Annotated in this window: 17 protein-coding genes and 1 pseudogene; 5 read left to right on the top strand and 13 right to left on the bottom strand. The window is 74.9% G+C overall.

Annotated features, from left to right (window positions below; all coding sequences use genetic code 11):
* Positions 1–160 precede the first annotated feature (160 nt).
* Positions 161–1,462, bottom strand: coding sequence for an NAD(P)/FAD-dependent oxidoreductase (locus AC5L34_RS28870; protein WP_441178143.1), 1,302 nt, complete (start codon positions 1,460–1,462; stop codon positions 161–163).
* A 228-nt stretch (positions 1,463–1,690) separates the two neighbouring features.
* On the opposite strand from AC5L34_RS28870, the gene AC5L34_RS28875 reads away from it, so the two are divergent.
* Positions 1,691–2,776, top strand: coding sequence for a hypothetical protein (locus tag AC5L34_RS28875; RefSeq protein WP_441178142.1), 1,086 nt, complete (start codon positions 1,691–1,693; stop codon positions 2,774–2,776).
* A gap of 99 nt (positions 2,777–2,875) precedes the next feature.
* A complete protein-coding gene (locus tag AC5L34_RS28880) occupies positions 2,876–3,037 on the top strand; it encodes a hypothetical protein (protein ID WP_334609429.1) in 162 nt (53 codons plus the stop codon).
* Positions 3,038–3,055: 18 nt separating this feature from the next.
* Here AC5L34_RS28880 and AC5L34_RS28885 read toward each other — a convergent pair whose 3' ends face one another.
* The 8 genes from AC5L34_RS28885 to AC5L34_RS28920 form a co-directional block, all read right to left on the bottom strand.
* Positions 3,056–3,610: a GNAT family N-acetyltransferase gene (locus tag AC5L34_RS28885; protein ID WP_441178141.1), complete on the bottom strand. Its 555-nt coding sequence runs from the start codon at positions 3,608–3,610 to the stop codon at positions 3,056–3,058.
* Positions 3,611–3,672: 62 nt separating this feature from the next.
* Positions 3,673–4,068, bottom strand: coding sequence for a nuclear transport factor 2 family protein (locus AC5L34_RS28890; RefSeq protein WP_441178140.1), 396 nt, complete (start codon positions 4,066–4,068; stop codon positions 3,673–3,675).
* A gap of 50 nt (positions 4,069–4,118) precedes the next feature.
* A complete protein-coding gene (locus tag AC5L34_RS28895) occupies positions 4,119–4,412 on the bottom strand; it encodes a DUF6510 family protein (protein ID WP_441178139.1) in 294 nt (97 codons plus the stop codon).
* Between the two features lie 19 nt (positions 4,413–4,431).
* Positions 4,432–5,166, bottom strand: a complete 735-nt coding sequence (locus AC5L34_RS28900) for a ferredoxin reductase (RefSeq protein ID WP_494827811.1) — start codon at positions 5,164–5,166, stop codon at positions 4,432–4,434.
* The gene (locus tag AC5L34_RS28905) at positions 5,163–5,753 is read right to left on the bottom strand and encodes a sulfite oxidase-like oxidoreductase (RefSeq protein ID WP_441178162.1); all 591 of its coding nucleotides are present in this window, start codon (positions 5,751–5,753) and stop codon (positions 5,163–5,165) included. The genes AC5L34_RS28900 and AC5L34_RS28905 overlap by 4 nt, the downstream gene beginning before the upstream one ends.
* An 80-nt stretch (positions 5,754–5,833) precedes the next feature.
* Positions 5,834–6,853, bottom strand: a complete 1,020-nt coding sequence (locus AC5L34_RS28910) for a TerC/Alx family metal homeostasis membrane protein (RefSeq protein WP_441178137.1) — start codon at positions 6,851–6,853, stop codon at positions 5,834–5,836.
* 215 nt (positions 6,854–7,068) lie between these two features.
* Complete coding sequence (locus tag AC5L34_RS28915; RefSeq protein WP_494827812.1) at positions 7,069–8,058, bottom strand: glycosyltransferase family 9 protein; 990 nt, start codon at positions 8,056–8,058, stop codon at positions 7,069–7,071.
* Entirely contained in the window at positions 8,051–9,229 is a 1,179-nt protein-coding gene (locus AC5L34_RS28920; protein ID WP_494827813.1) for a glycosyltransferase, read from the bottom strand. The genes AC5L34_RS28915 and AC5L34_RS28920 overlap by 8 nt, the downstream gene beginning before the upstream one ends.
* 73 nt (positions 9,230–9,302) lie before the next feature.
* On the opposite strand from AC5L34_RS28920, the gene AC5L34_RS28925 reads away from it, so the two are divergent.
* Entirely contained in the window at positions 9,303–10,469 is a 1,167-nt protein-coding gene (locus tag AC5L34_RS28925) for a CaiB/BaiF CoA transferase family protein (RefSeq protein WP_441178134.1), read from the top strand.
* Between the two features lie 85 nt (positions 10,470–10,554).
* On the opposite strand, the gene AC5L34_RS28930 is transcribed toward AC5L34_RS28925, so the two are convergent.
* Positions 10,555–10,965 carry a DUF2267 domain-containing protein gene (locus AC5L34_RS28930; RefSeq protein WP_089000707.1) on the bottom strand — a complete coding sequence of 137 codons (411 nt, stop codon included), beginning with the start codon at positions 10,963–10,965 and terminating at the stop codon, positions 10,555–10,557.
* A gap of 153 nt (positions 10,966–11,118) precedes the next feature.
* On the opposite strand from AC5L34_RS28930, the gene AC5L34_RS28935 reads away from it, so the two are divergent.
* Positions 11,119–11,391, top strand: coding sequence for a DUF2795 domain-containing protein (locus tag AC5L34_RS28935; RefSeq protein WP_441178133.1), 273 nt, complete (start codon positions 11,119–11,121; stop codon positions 11,389–11,391).
* A gap of 155 nt (positions 11,392–11,546) precedes the next feature.
* A complete protein-coding gene (locus AC5L34_RS28940) occupies positions 11,547–12,200 on the top strand; it encodes a DUF1345 domain-containing protein (protein ID WP_441178132.1) in 654 nt (217 codons plus the stop codon).
* A gap of 247 nt (positions 12,201–12,447) precedes the next feature.
* On the opposite strand, the pseudogene AC5L34_RS28945 reads toward AC5L34_RS28940, so the two are convergent.
* From AC5L34_RS28945 to AC5L34_RS28955, 3 genes and pseudogenes are all read right to left on the bottom strand, one after another.
* A pseudogene (locus AC5L34_RS28945) lies at positions 12,448–13,112 on the bottom strand (hypothetical protein).
* A gap of 42 nt (positions 13,113–13,154) precedes the next feature.
* Complete coding sequence (locus tag AC5L34_RS28950; protein WP_441178131.1) at positions 13,155–14,126, bottom strand: pirin family protein; 972 nt, start codon at positions 14,124–14,126, stop codon at positions 13,155–13,157.
* Between the two features lie 198 nt (positions 14,127–14,324).
* A partial coding sequence (locus AC5L34_RS28955; RefSeq protein ID WP_494827815.1) for a hypothetical protein occupies positions 14,325–14,822 on the bottom strand: 498 nt, incomplete at its 5' end.

Raw genomic sequence — 14,822 nt, forward strand, 5'->3', positions numbered from 1 at the left:
GGCCGCCCGCTGAAGCCCCTCGGCCCTGCCGCCCTCTCCGGCAGGGAACGTCAGTCCCGGCGTGCGCGACGGCCCCGCCGCCCGCCCGTGCGCTGCCCGCACCGCAACCGGTGGCGCGACGAGCGCCACGGCCTGGCGGGGTGATCCCGGCCGGTGCGGGTCAGCGCGCCCGGACGGCCACCTCCGGCGAGGAGCTCTCCAGCGGTACGGCGTTGGCCGGCACCAGGCCGAGCTGCACGGCCGGGCGCGGCAGGGCGGCGTCGAGCATCCAGTCCGCGCCCACCCGGACGCGGTTGCCCGGCATCGCCAGCAGGTGGTAGCCGCGGGTGACCGCCTTGGCGGGCAGCCCGGACAGCGACACCTTCAGCGGGTTCGCCGCGGCGTCCTTGCCGCCCAGGTCGACCACCCAGCCCAGGTCGTGGTGCTTGTACGGCCTGCGCCGCCCCTGCCCGTAGGAGGCGGCGATGTTGTGCGCGGCCAGTTTGCCCTGCCGCTGCGCGTGCTGCGCCGTCATGGCGCAGATCTGCCCGGGCCGGGCCAGGTCCGGCACGGCGGCCGCGTCGCCGCACGCGTACACCTCGGGGAAGCCGGGGACGTTGAGGTACTCGTCGACGACGAGGCGGCCCCGCTCGGTGCGCAGTCCCAGCTCGGCGACGAACGGGTCGGGGCGCACGCCGACGCACCAGACCAGGGTGCAGGTGGGCACGTAGTCGCCGTCGGTGAGCGTGACCCCGTCGGCGGTGGCCACGGCGACCGAGGTGCCCATCCGCACGTCCACGCCCCGGCGGCGCAGTACCCGGTCGGCGGTTTCCGACATCCGCTTGTCCAGCTCGGGCAGCACCCGGGGCGCGACGTCGAGCAGCATCCACTTCGGGCGGATCTTGAGACGGGGGCGTTGGGAGACCAGTTCGTCGGTGAAGAGCTGGCCGTGCGCGGCCACCTCGGTTCCGGTGTAGCCGGCGCCGACGACCACGAAGGTGGCGCGTGCCTGCTGCTCGGCCGGGTCCTCGGTCTGCTCGGCCAGCTCGATCTGCCGGACGACGTGGTCGTGCAGGTAGAGGGCCTCGGGCAGGCCGCGGAAGCCGTGCGCGTACTCGGTGACGCCGGGGATCGGCAGCAGCTTGTTGACGCTGCCCACGGCCAGCACCAGCCGGTCGTACGCGATCCGGTTGCGGTCGCCCTCCGGCTGTGTGAAGCCGACCCAGCGGTTCTGCAGGTCGACGTGGTCGGCCTCGCCGATCAGCACCCGCACCCCGTCGAGCGTCCCGGTCAGCGGCACGGAGATCCGCCGGGGCTCCACCACGCCGGCGGCCACCTCGGGCAGCAGCGGCAGGTAGAGGAAGTAGTCGGTGGAGTTCAGCACCACGATCTCGGCCCGGCCCCGGGCCAGCCGGCTCAACGTCTTCGCCGCGTGGTAACCGGCGAAACCGGCCCCCACGATCACCACACGAGGTTTCGTCATTGCGGCCCCGTTCCCACCCGGCAGCGGGACAAACGTGGCGACACGGACGAATCAACACGCGGCCCACGGCGCCCGGAGGCCAGGCGTGGGCCCGGCGGGGGTCGGACGCGGGGCCGGGCAGCCGACAGCGGCGCACTTGCGACAGGTGGCTGTGCGGTTGCCGACAGTGACGTCTGCCGCGGTGGCGCACGCTGCTTGCCGACCCGACCCTCGTCACCAGGAGGAAAGATGCGACTCCGTTCGCTCGCCGCCGCCGCGCTGACCGCCGTGCTGACCGCCGGCGCGCTCGCCGCGGCCGGCCCGGCCGCGGCGGCCACCGCCGACCGGTGGGGCTTCGCCTACGTCAAGGACCCGACCGTGCCGGCCTGGACGGTGCTCGACACCACCCGACAGTGGGGCAGCTGGAAGACCGCCTTCCCCGCCGCCTGGGCGCAGGGCGGCAAGCTCGCCCCGGGCCGGTTCCAGGTGCGCTTCCCGCAGGTCGCCGCTGGCGCGCGGGGCGTGCCGCACGTGACCCCGGTCAACCGCACCGGCCACTACTGCGAGGTCGTCCGCTGGTTCTCCGCCGGCGCCGACCAGATCGTCGACGTGCAGTGCCACAAGCCGGGCGGGGACCGCGACGACACCCCGTTCACCGTGCTGTGGACCACCAGCAGCGGGGTGCTGCCGGCGGGCACCTCCCACGCGTACGTCCAGCAGGCCGGCGGGGCGCTGGTCCAGTCGTACAACTCGACGGGGGCGGCCAACGGCCTCGGCCCGCTGGGGGTCGGCCAGTGGGCGGTGAAGCTCCCGGGCGTCGGGCTCGCCGGCGCGCTGGCCGGCGACGTGCAGGTCACCGCCGTGCAGCCGAACGCGGCGCCGCGCCGTTGCAAGATCGACAACTGGTCCGCCGCCGGGACCGACGTGGCCGCGAACGTGTCCTGCTTCGACCAGGCGGGCGCGCCGGCGGCCACCGACTTCGTACTGTCCTACCACCGTCGGCGGCCGGTGATCGGCTCGCTCGCCCCGCCGTCGCGCTTCGGCTACCTGGGCACCGGGGTCGGCGGGCCGACCAACGACAACTCGGTGCTCGGCGTCGGCGCCAACACGGTGGCCGCGATCGCCCCTGCCGGCCGCTACCTGGCGAAGTTCCCGCAGCTCGGGGTCAGCCAGACGCACGCGCAGGTCGTGGCGCAGGGCGCCGGGTCGAACTACTGCCACCTGACCCAGCCCTGGTCCACCGGCCTCGACGTGGAGGTGGACGTGCTCTGCTTCGACAACGCCGGGGTGACCACCCCGCACCGGTTCCTGGCCACCTTCACCTCCCGCGTCTGAGGCGGCCGCGCCGGGCCGGCTCACCCGGGGCGGGTGGGTTCGACTCACCCGCCCCGGCGACACGGTGGTCCCGGACCCGAGCGACGGGAGGACAGCGCCGTGAGCACACCGATGTCGAACGACCAGCGACAGCCGATCTACCTGCGGCAGAGCGGTCGCAGGCAGCTCACGCCCCGGCAGCGCCGGCGCGTCGAGCAGAAGCAGGGACGGTTCGAGCGCCTCGGCGTCCAGCGGGCCGAGGCGCGCCGGCCGGGACGCTGACCCGGCGGTCGGTGGCGGTCACGACGGGCCGCCACCGGCCTGCGTACCGGCGGGCGCCGGGGCGGTGATCGCCCACCGTTCGTGGTCGCGCCACGCCCCGTCGACGAACAGGTAGTCCGGTGAGTAGCCCTCCAGCCGGAATCCGAGCTTGCGCGCCACCCGGCGCGACGGCTCGTTGCCCGGCTGGATGTTCGCCTCCAGCCGGTGCAGGCCGAGCGCGTCGAAGGCGTGCCGGACCACCAGGCCGATGCCGGCGGAGGCGTGCCCGGTGCCCTCGTAGGGCAGGAAGGCTGCGTAGCCGAGGTACCCGCCGCGCAGCGCGCCCATCAGGATCCCGCTGATGTTCACGTAGCCGGCGATCGCGCCCGAGTCCCGGTCGCAGATCAGGTATCCGGCATGGTCCCGGCGGCGGATCTTACGCAGGTACGCGGCGTACCGCGCCGGGTCGTCGGGCGCGGCCAGCCAGGGGTGGTGCAGGTCGCGGCTGCGCCGGGCCGCCGCGACGAACTCGGCCTCGTCGCCCGGACGGGGCGGGCGGATGCCGACCGGCCCCGCCGTACGCAGATATCTCACGGCGAACCACTGTCACGGTGGGCGCCGCCGTTGTCCAGCGCGTTGCGCGCGCGACCCGGCACTCACGGTCCCGCGGGCCGGTCCGCCTCGTCGTCGACCGGCTCCAGCGTGTAGTGGATGGTCTGGGCGACGATCCAGCCCTGCTCGATGAGGAACGAGTCCGCCCCGTCGCAGACCCGTACGCCCTCGATCTGGGCCGTCCACTCCAGGAACGCCATCCGGCCCTCGACCATCCGGTTCGTGTACACGTACCGGGCGCCGGGCAGCTCGTCCTCCAGCCACCGGGCCAGCTCGCGGACCCCCTCGCGCCCACGGAACACGCCCCGGCGTTCCAGGACCACGCACGACGGCGACACGTTGCGCGCCAGGTCCTCCGCGAACCGGTGCTCGGCGGCCAGCCGCAGGTGGTCCTCGAACACCTCCCGCGCCGACCGCGCCCGCAGGGCCTCGTCCGTCACATCGCCTCCGTCCGGTCCGAGAGTCGGGGTCACGTCCCCCTCCCCCGCCCTCACAGCGGGCCCGGGTACGGCTGCTCGGCCGGCATCGGCACCCGCAGGAAGGTGGCCCCGCGCAGGTCCAGCCAGGCGTCCTCGGGCGAGCGGACCAGCCGCAGCATCACCTCGGCACAGTTCGGGCAGCGGGCGACGAGGCCGGGCGCGTGCGGGTAGACCCGCAGGCGGGCCAGCGGGCCCGTCATGCCGCAGTGCGCGCACCGCCCGGCGGCCGTGCTCAGGTCGACGGCGAACAGCTCCCGCAGCGGGCCGTCGAGCATGTTGCCGTCCAGGTACGACGTGTCGGTCATCGGCGTTCCTCCTCGACGCTCAGCCGGTGGGGCCGAACCGTTCGGTCTTCACCCGGCGGCTCTGGTGGCCCAGCCCGACGAGCAGGTCCGCCGCCGTCTCCACGAACCCGGTCGGGCCGCAGACGTAGCAGAGGGGTTCCAGCTCCGGCGGCCAGCCGTGACTGTTGACGTCGGCCAGCCCGATCCGGTGCGGCTCGCCCCGCCAGCCCTGCGGGGCTTCGCGGGTGTACACGTAGGCGACGTCCAGGCCCGGGTCGTCGCGGACCCGGCGGCGCAGCTCGTCGGCGTAGATCACGTCGGCCGGCGTGCGCACCGAGTAGATCAGCCGGAACGGCACCCGGCTGCCGGCGGCGCGGCGGGCGCGGACCATCGCCATCAGCGGTACGACGCCCGACCCACCGGCCACCAGCAGCACCGGTGCGGTCTCCTCCGGATGCCAGACGAACCAGCCGCCGACCGGGCCGCGCACCTGCACCGGGTCGCCCTCGGCGTAGACGTCGATCAGGTACGGCGACACCTCGCCGTCGGGCACCCGCTGCACGGTCAGCGCGATCCGGTCGACCTCGGCCGGGCCGGCCAGCGAGTACGACCGGGCCGCCTGGTAGCCGTCGGGGGCGGTCAGCCGCACGTCGACGTGCTGCCCGGGCAGGTGCCCCGGCCAGCCGGGCACCTCCAGCACCAGGGTGTGCGCGGACGGCGTCTGCGCCCGGCGTTCGCGCAGCCGGGCCACCCGCCAGCGCAGCGGGGCGGTCAATCGCCCTGGTACCGCTGCTCACGCCACGGGTCCCCGTAGTCGTGGTAGCCAGCGGTCTCCCAGAATCCGGGCTGGTCCTCCGTGGTGAGGCGGATGCCGCGCACCCACTTGGCGGACTTCCAGAAGTAGAGGTGCGGCACGAGCAGCCGGGCCGGGCCGCCGTGTTCGGCCGGCAGCGGTCCGCCGTCGTAGCGGTGCGCGATCCAGGCCCGCCCGCCGCGCAGGTCGGCCAGCGGCAGGTTCGTGGTGTAGCCGCCGTACGAGTGGGCCTGCGCGTACCGGGCGCCGGTGTCGACGCCCTCCAGCATCGTGTCCAGGGAGACCCCCTGCCAGCCCGTGTCCCGTTTCGACCAGCGGGTCACGCAGTGGATGTCGACCGTCGGGGTCTCCTGGGGCAGCGCCATCAGCTCGTCCCAGCTCCAGCGGAACTCGGCGCCGGACTCGGTGGAGATGACGAACTCCCACGTCTCCAGCGGCACCCTCGGCGTCGGGCCGGCGGAGAGCACCGGGAAGTCCTGCGTCAGGTACTGCCCCGGCGGCAGGGCCGGCTCCGCTGAGCGGGGCCGGCCCTGGAAGCCCGGTGACACGATTCCCACCCGTCAGTCGTACCACCCGGGGTGGGTGGCACGGCGCGGTCGGACGGATCCGCACCGCGACGGGTGACGCCTCAGCGCCGCTCGACCACGATCTCCTTCTCGCCCCCGCCGGCCTTGCTGGTGGCCCGCAGGCTGGTGAGGGTGACGATCACCAGTACGCCGATGATGACGCCCAGGGAGGCGAGGGTCGGGATCTCCGGCACGCCCGGCCAGATGCCGTGCGCCCAGTGCAGGCCGAGCTTGACGCCGATGAACGCCAGGATGATCGCGAGGCCGTAGCTGAGGTGCACCAGCCGGCTGAGCGCGGCGTGCAGCACGAAGTAGAGCGCGCGCAGCCCCAGCAGGGCGAACGCGTTGGTGGCGAAGACCAGGTACGGGTCCTCGGTGATGCCGTAGACGGCGGGCACCGAGTCGACGGCGAAGACGATGTCCGTGGCGAGCAGCGCCGTCACCACGAGGGCGAACGGGGTGAGCGTACGCCGGCCGGCGATCCGCACGACCATCCTCGGACCGTGGTAGTCCTCGGTGACCGGCATGAACTTGCGCAGCAGCCGCACCGAACGCATCTTGCTGATGTCGACTTCCTGCTCGTGCCCGGTGACGGCGTCGCGCAGCAGCTTCGCCGCCGTGAGCAGCAGGATGATCGCGAAGAGCAGGAAGGCGAAGTCCAGGGTCTGCAGGGCCGCCGCGCCGATGGCGATGAACACCGCGCGCAGCAGGAGCGCGCCGGTGATGCCGTAGAGCAGGGCCCGCTGGGCCAGCTCGGCCGGCACCGCGAACGCGGCCAGCAGCAGCATGAAGACGAAGAGGTTGTCGACCGAGAGGGACTTCTCCACCAGGTAACCGGTGAGGTACTCCACGCCCTGGTTGGAGCCGAAACGGGACCAGATCCAGGCGCCGAAGGCCAGCGGCAGGGCGATGTAGAAGGCGGACCAGCCCAGCGCCTCCCGCATCGACACCTCGTGCGGCTTACGGGTGACCAGGAAGTCCAGCACGAGCAGGGCGATCACGGCAGCGATGGTGACGCCCCACAGCGTGGGGGTACCCACCGACTGGAGATCGGTGGCGGCAAGATACGGCAAATCGGACATGGAGCCTCCTCGAACACCCTGTCATGTTCGAGGTCTCCTTCACCCACTTTTCGTGGGCAGCCACCCGAGGCGTGCCCCGGGCACGCCGTACTGACCGGGATGGCTCGTGGGAAGTACTCCCCTCGTCGCGACAAGGTTAGGGCAGGCCCGTGGGCTCGGCAAACGGGGCACGCCAGATCACACCGGCGACGTGTGACGCGGGCTTGCGTCCCAGCTCAGCTGGCGGTTACGGCGGCGAGCACGGCCGCCACGTCGAGGTCGGCCATGCACGCGGGGCCGGCCGCGTCGAGCGGGCAGCGCGCCTCCCACCAGCAGGGCTGCTCGGTGATGGCGGTGGGACGCCGGTACGCGCACCCGGGCAGGCCCTGCAGGTCGGTGCCGCCCATGCCGTACCGCCGGGCGTCGGTGGGGCCGAACAGCGTCACCGTCGCGGCGCCGGCCGCGGCGGCCAGGCGCACGGGCCCGGTGTCCGGCCCGACCACCACCCCGCCGCGCCGCCCCACCGCGGCGAACTGCCCGGCGAGGGTCGGCAGGTCGGCCCGGGGAAGCGGCACCCCGAGCGGCGCGGCGGGGTCGACCGGGCCGACGGTGAGCACCGGGTGCCCGCGCCGGGTCAGGGCGCGGGCCAGCCCCCGCCAGTGCCCCCGCGGCCAGCGCTTGACCGCCATTCCGGCACCGGTGACGAGCACCACCGGCGGCGCCAGGGGCTCCCCCACCAGCCGCGCCACGGCGCGCTCTCCCGCCCGCCGGGCCGCACCGGCCAGGTACACCCGGGGCCGCGCGCTCCGGTCGGCCGCGCCGAGCAGCCCTTCGGCGCAGAGGACCTCCAGGTAGCGGTCGCCGACCGGCTGCTGCGGCGGCGGGTCGCGCCACAGGTTCGTCACGGCCCGCCCGGCGCCGACCTCGAGCAGGTCGGGGATGCCGTCGTAGCGGGTGGTGCTGACCGCGAGGTCGGGTCGGGTGGCCGCGAGGGCCGCGACGACCGCGTCCCGCTCGGCGCCCGGCCGGCCGTGCGGGGGTGTGCGCACCTCGGCGACCGCCGGGTCGGCGCGCACCAGCTCCGCCCCGGGGTCGTGGGTGAGCAGCCGCAGCCGCGCGCCCGGGTTGCGACGGGCCAGCCCGTGCACCGCCGGCAGCAGCATCAGCAGGTCGCCGATCCCGCCGAGCAGGTCGACCACCAGGATGTCCGCGTACCGCTCAGGCATCCGCGCGGCCCAGGGTCCGGGCGTAGAGGTCGCGGTGCGCGGCGGCCACCCTCGGCCAGGAGTACGCGGCGGCGAAGGCCCGCGCGCGCTCGGCGAGCCGGCGGCGCAGCACCGGGTCGGCGAGCAGCCTGCCGACGGTACGCACGATCGCGGCGCTGTCCCGGCGGGCCCCGATCACCGCGACCGCCCCGCTGCGGTGCGGGCCGTCGTCGCCGGCGTCGGACTCCGTCACCGCGGTCGGTACGCCGTGCGCGAGCGCGGCGAGCAGGGCGCCGCTCTTCGTGCTCACCCCCGTGGTGAACGGCAGCACCGCGACGTCGGCGGCGCGCAGCGCGGCGGAGACCCGCTCGGCGGGCAGGTGCCCGGTGAACGTCACCGCGTCGGCCACCCCGCAGCGGTCGGCCAGCCCGGTCAGCTCGGCGCGGAACGCCTGCGCCTCCCGCTCGGGCAGCGCCTGCGAGGTGAACCCGCCGACCACCAGCAACCGCAGGTCGGGGTGGTCGCGCCGCAGCTCGGGCAGGGCCTCGATGAGGTACCGCAGCCCCTTCACGGGGTGCACGAAGCCGAAGAAGGCCAGCAGCGGCGCACCCTCGGGCAGGCCCAGCTCCGCCCGCAGGCGGGACCCCGCCGTCGCCGCCCCGACGTGGTCGACGACGTTCGGGGCGATCGGGATGTGGGTGGCCGCCCGGCCGGTACGGGCGCGCACCACGGCCCGGTGGCCGGGGTTCGTGACGATCACCGCCGCGCTGGCCGGCACCAGCCGGCCGGACTCCCGGTCCCAGCAGCGGGTCCGCTCCACCGCCGACCAGAGCCGTCCCGGCAGCCAGCCGGGGCAGGCCCACCAGCCGTACTCGTGCAGGGTGGTGACCAGCGGCACCCGCCGGGGCAGCCGCCACGGCAGCAGCCCGGCCTGCCCCGAGAACCGGTACGCCGACGGGGCGAACTGCACGTGCACCACGTCGGGGGTCAGCTCCCGTACCCGGCGGGCGGCCCGGCCGGTGGCGACCCGCCAGCGTCCCCGGTCGCCGTCGGGGCGCACGGGCACCGGGGTCACCTCGACGCCGACGCCGTCGAGCGCCTCGACCAGGTGCGTCACGTAGTCGCTGACGCCGTCGGCGTCGGGGCGACCGGGACCGTGCAGCATGGCCACCCTGATCCGGTCGTCGACCACGCCACCTCCCACGTCTCGACGGGCGGGTTCCCGACCCCTTACGGGGCAAACGCGCCTCGCCTATGGTGTGCCGATGACGGAGGACCTCCCGGCCGGCCCGCTGGCCGGCGTGCGGGTGATCGAGCTGGCCGGCATCGGGCCCGGTCCGTTCGCCGCGATGATGCTGGCCGACCTGGGCGCTGACGTGGTCCGGGTGGACCGGGCCACGGACGTGGACCCGGCGGCGTTCGGCACCGCGCACCCGGACCTGCTCAACCGGGGACGCCGCTCGGTCGGGGTGGACCTGAAGTCCCCCGGCGGCCGGGAGGTGGTGCTGGCCCTGGTCGCCGGCGCCGACGCGCTGATCGAGGGGTTCCGTCCGGGGGTCACCGAGCGGCTCGGCGTCGGCCCGGCGGACTGCCTCGCGGTGAACCCCCGGCTGGTCTACGGCCGGATGACCGGCTGGGGTCAGGACGGCCCGGCCGCGCCGTACGCGGGGCACGACATCGGCTACGTCGCGCTGACGGGCGCGCTGCACGGCATCGGGCGGGCCGGCGAGCGCCCGGTGCCGCCGATGAACCTGCTCGGCGACTTCGGCGGGGGCGGGATGATGCTCGCCCTCGGCCTGGTCTCCGCCCTGTACGCGGTGCGCGGCGGCGCGCGGGGACAGGTGGTCGACGCGGCCATCGTCGACGGCGTGGCGGTGCTCAGCACCCAGATCCACGCGCTGCGGCGGCTCGGCATGTGGCAGGACGCGCGCGGGGTGAACCTGCTCGACGGCGGCGCACCGTTCTACGACACCTACGAGTGCGCCGACGGCCGGTACCTGGCGGTCGGCGCGCTGGAGCCACGGTTCTACGACGAGCTCGTCCGGCGTACCGGCTTCCCGCTGCCCCCGGACGAGGCGCTGGACCGCACCGACCCGGCGAACTGGCCGGCGCTGCGCCGGTCGTGGGCGCGGCTGTTCCGCACCCGGACCAGGGACGAGTGGACGGCGCTGCTGGACTCCTCGGACGCCTGCGTGGCGCCGGTGCTCGACTGGCGGGAGGCACCGGAGCACCCGCACCTGGCGGCGCGGGGCACCTTCGTCCAGCGGGACGGGGTCACCCAGCCGGCCCCGGCGCCCCGTTTCTCGGGCACCCCCACCGCGCTGCGCCGCCCGCCGCCGCAGCCGGGCGAACACACCGACGAGGTGCTGGCCGAGGCGGGCTTCGACGCGGGGCGGGTGGCCGCCCTGCGCGCCGCCGGCGCCGTCGCCTGACCGCCGACGGGAGCCTGTCGGCGTCGTGCCGGTGGTTCCTCGGTGGTCAGGTGGGCGACGGTGTCGCCGACGAACAGCCGGCGGGTCAGGAACGGCGCAGGGTGGCGCCCGGCGCCATGGCGGGCTCGACCATGTCCCGAAAGTCGCGTGGGAGCTGGACCACCACGTCGTCGAACTCGCCGCCGCTGATCGCCTCGCGCAGGGTCACGAAGACCGCCCGGGCGGCGTCGCGCGCGGCGGGCTCGGTCACGTCGGCCCGCACGGCGACGCGGGCGACGAACTCGGCCGCGCCGAACCGCTCCGCCGACTCGGTGCGTGGGCTCGGCTTCAACACGAGCTGCAACGGCTTGGGCAACTGGGCGGCCAGGTCCAGCACCTCCCCGCCGGTCAGCCGCTCGGCGAGGGTCTCCAGCGTCGCCCGGGTCAGCGCCACCGCCTGCTCCGAGGAGGTACGGGTGCGCTGGGCGACCTGGTCGACGAAGGTGTCGTAGTTCATCCGGGCTCCTTCGGGCTGGTCGGGGCCTGCGCGTACCCGCCGGCGGGGCGGGGAAACGGCGGGGATTTGCGCGCCGGGCGGCGCGTGACGGTCGCCCGGGCGGGTAACCGCCGCCGGTCGTGACCCGATCGATGCCCCGGAGGAGCCGACACCATGGCGAGTTACGCCGACGTGCTGCAGTACCTGTCGAGCCTGGACTACCCGGCCGAGAAGGACGACGTGGTACGCGAGGCCGAACGGGAAGGCGCCCCGCCGGACGTGCTGCGCGCGTTGCGGGCCCTGCCGCCGGTCGACTACGCCAACGGCAACGAGGTGGCCCGCTCGGCGGGCATCGAGGCGGCACCCGAGGTCGGCCCCGCCCAACGGGCGGAGCAGGCCCGGGACAAGCGGCACCAGCGCGTGTCGCAGCACCTGCGCGGCATCTGAGCCTTGCCGTCGCGGGCCAGCGGCTCGTCGCGGCGGTCGCCCGCGGCGAGCGCGTCCCCGACCCGACCGAGCGCGCCCTCGCCGGGGCCGGAGCGCGGCTGGTCACCGCCGCCGCGCGTACGGAAGCCGACGCGGCCGGTCCGCGCCGGTGCCGGATGACGGCCCGTCGGCCGGTCGGGCACACGCCGGCCGCCGTCCAGCTCACCGTGATGGGCGTGGTCGGCCTGGCGGTCGGCGGGCTCGCCGCGCTGGCCGCCACGCCGGCGCTGGCGCCGCTGGCCGGCTGGGACGCCGCCTCGCTGAGCTGGCTGGTGCTGGTCTGGCACAAGCTGTGGCCGATGGACGCGCGGCGCACGGCCCAGGTGGCCGTGTACGAGGACCCGAACCGGGCGGCGCGTGACGCGCTGCTGCTCGCCGCCTGCCTGGCCAGCCTGCTGGCCGTCGGCGTCGTGGTGACCCGTACGCACGGGGCGCCCGCCACGCCCGCCCGCAACGCCCACGGCGGGCTGGCCGTGCTGAGCGTGCTGCTGTCCTGGCTGGTGGTGCACACCGTCTTCGCCGCCCGGTACGCGCGGATCTACTACACGGGGCCGGACGGTGGGATCGACTTCAACCAGGCCGAGCCGCCCCGCTACTCGGACTTCGCCTACGTGGCGTTCACCGTCGGGACGACCTTCCAGGTCTCCGACACGGCGCTGACCAGCAACCAGATGCGCCGTACGGCGCTGCGGCACTCGATGGTGTCGTACCTGTTCGGGGCGTTCATCATCGCGGTCACGGTGAACCTGCTGGCGGGCCTGGCGAGGTGAGCCGGCGGCCCGGTCGACCCCGGGCGGGACGCGGGGGTGCCGGACAGGCGGGCGCCCCCGTCGCGAACCGCGACCGGGGCGCCACGCAGAACCTGTCCGGTGGCCGGTCGGGCCCGAACCGGGCCGCGACCACCAGGCGGTCGATGTACGCCCGAACCGGGCGGGCATCAGTGCCGCGACCATCATACGATGAAACATCATCCGTTCGGCTGATTACGAAGTAAGTGTGGGCCAGCCCACCCGCAGGTCAGGCAGCCAACTCCGCGTACCGCTTCTCCAGGTCGACCCGGGCCAGCGCCCCCACCAGCCAGGCCAGGCGCTCGGACTCGCCGCTGCCGGCGAGGCTCGCCAGGTCGTCGGCGGAGCGGCCAGCCCCAGCCGGCGGGCCGCGGCCAGCGCCCTGCGGTCGGCCACCGGCGCCACCTCCCGCCACAGCGCCTGGGCCTCGCGCAGGAAGAGGTCGACCACCGTGGCGTCGACCCCGGGCAGCTCGGTGAGCAGCTCCCGCTCCCGGGCCGGGTCGTGGTGGGCCACCGCGCGCAGCCGGCGCAGGTCGCCCCGGTAGCGCTCGACGACGGCCCGCGCCAGGTCGCCGAGGGTGTCGGCGAGCGCGTCGACGTCGCCGCGTTGGCCGCTGTCGCGCAGCACGCGTACCCGGTCGGCGTGCAGGGAACGGGCCAGCCGGGCGGCGCTGTCCCAGCCCGCGGCGGGCAGGGCGTGCGCGCTGTCCACGGCGCGCCGGAAGTCGCCCCGGCGGGCCAGCAGCACGGCGAGGCAGAGCACCTGGAACAGGCTCGACGGGTTGTTGATCACCCGAAAGCCGTACTGCTCGGCGAAGCCGCGCCCGCTGCCGGCGAGCCGGCGCACCAGACGTTTCCTGTCCTCGACGTGGGAGGTGGCTGTGGTCGGCATGCCGGCGACTACCCACGCCGCGCCGGGCCACGCCTGCCCAACTCAGCCGTGCAGGCCGCCGCTGCGGTCGCGCGCCTTGAGCCGGGTGGTGGGCAACGCCGGTGCGGGCAACGGCGGGGCGGGATCGTCGGCGACGACGCCGAAGCGCCGCCCGGCCATCCAGTCCTCCCGGGCGGCTGCCACCTCCTCGTGCGAACGGCCCACGAAGTTCCACCACATCACCAGCGGTTCCTCGAACGGGGCCCCGCCGAGCAGCAGCAGGCGGCTCCCCGGCTCGCCCGTCACGGTGAGGCGCTCCCGACCGGTGCCGAGGTAGAGCAGCGCCCCGGGGGCGAAGCGCACCCCGTCGACCTCGGCGGCGCCGGACATGGCCAGCAGCCCGTACTCGAAGTCGGGGCGCAGCGGCAACATGGCCGGCGCGGGCCCGCGCAGCTCCAGCTGGGCCCCCAGCAGCGGGGTGTACGTCCGCGCCGGGGACCGCTCGCCCGCCAGCTCACCGACCAGCAGGGTCACGTCCAGCTCGCCGTCGCGCCAGCGCGGCAGGTCGGCGTGGTGGGCGAAGTCGGCGGCCCCGGCGCGGGCCGGGTCCGGCAGCGCCACCCAGAGCTGTACGCCGTGCATCAGCGGCGGATGCCGCTCGGGCGACCGCTCCGAGTGGGCGATGCCGTGCCCCGAGGTCATCACGTTGAGCTGGCCGGGGCGGATGGGCTGGACGTTGCCCAGGCTGTCGCGGTGCAGGATCTCCCCGTCGAGCAGCCAGGTCACGGTCTGCAGGCCGGTGTGCGGGTGCGGCGGCACCTCCATGCCGGGCCGCTCGGCCACGTCGTCCGGGCCGAAGTGGTCCACGAAGCACCAGGCCCCGACCATCCGCCGCTGCCGCTGCGGGAGCAGCCGGCGAACGGTGGTGTAGCGACCCAGCGGCACGTCGTGCCCCGGCAGCAGGACGCTGCCGGGATCGGCCGTGGCCACACCAGGTGGTCGGGTCTCCGCGGGCATCTTCTCGGTGCGCTCCACCGCCCGACTGTACGCCCGGCCACGACACCGAGCCGCCGCTCGCCCACCACCTGCGGGCACCCCGGCACTGGCGGGCACCCGGCACCCGCCGACACCCGGCATCTGCGGGGCTCCCGGCTACTGCCGGCTGCCGGGCATGCGTCTGGCCGGCACCCCGGGTGGGGTGCCGGCCAGCGGCAGTCGTTCACACTGCTCGGGTCAGCCGTTCCAGTGCTCGGCCACCAGGTCGGCGGCCATCTGCTCCCACTGCGCGTAGTGATCCGGGTACGCCGACACCTGCACCGTCTGCGCGGCCTCAGTCAGCGGCATGTCCTGCCACCCGTCGACCTGCTTCAGACCCTTCAGGAACGCCATCGTCGAGTACTCCGGGTCGGTGATCTGCTCCACCGTGCCCCAACCCGAGGACGGACGCTGCTGGAACAGACCCTGCGAATCGTGGTCGTTGCGGTCACCCAGATGACCCAGGTTCTCCAACTTCGACTCCTGCAACGCCGTCGCGATCGACACCACCGCAGCCCGCTCGTCCATGCCGGCCTTCTTCGTCGCCGCGACGATCGCCTTCACGTTGGCAACCTGCTCATCCGACAGGTCGACACGCGACTGCGCACCCTGCACGCCATGCGGAATCAGCTTCGCCTTGTCCACCGACGGCTTGTCAGCCGCCACGGCCACCGCCACCGGCACCGACTCCACCGA

Source organism: Micromonospora sp. ZG13, from assembly GCF_059359355.1.

Bases quoted from the DNA above. Each gene is read 5' to 3' on its own strand.
- AC5L34_RS28870 (WP_441178143.1), bottom strand. From the start codon at position 1,462: ATGACGAAACCTCGTGTGGTGATCGTGGGGGCCGGTTTCGCCGGTTAC.
- AC5L34_RS28875 (WP_441178142.1), top strand. From the start codon at position 1,691: ATGCGACTCCGTTCGCTCGCCGCCGCCGCGCTGACCGCCGTGCTGACC.
- AC5L34_RS28895 (WP_441178139.1), bottom strand. From the start codon at position 4,412: ATGACCGACACGTCGTACCTGGACGGCAACATGCTCGACGGCCCGCTG.
- AC5L34_RS28910 (WP_441178137.1), bottom strand. From the start codon at position 6,853: ATGTCCGATTTGCCGTATCTTGCCGCCACCGATCTCCAGTCGGTGGGT.
- AC5L34_RS28915 (WP_494827812.1), bottom strand. From the start codon at position 8,058: ATGCCTGAGCGGTACGCGGACATCCTGGTGGTCGACCTGCTCGGCGGG.
- AC5L34_RS28925 (WP_441178134.1), top strand. From the start codon at position 9,303: ATGACGGAGGACCTCCCGGCCGGCCCGCTGGCCGGCGTGCGGGTGATC.
- AC5L34_RS28930 (WP_089000707.1), bottom strand. From the start codon at position 10,965: ATGAACTACGACACCTTCGTCGACCAGGTCGCCCAGCGCACCCGTACC.
- AC5L34_RS28935 (WP_441178133.1), top strand. From the start codon at position 11,119: ATGGCGAGTTACGCCGACGTGCTGCAGTACCTGTCGAGCCTGGACTAC.
- AC5L34_RS28940 (WP_441178132.1), top strand. From the start codon at position 11,547: ATGACGGCCCGTCGGCCGGTCGGGCACACGCCGGCCGCCGTCCAGCTC.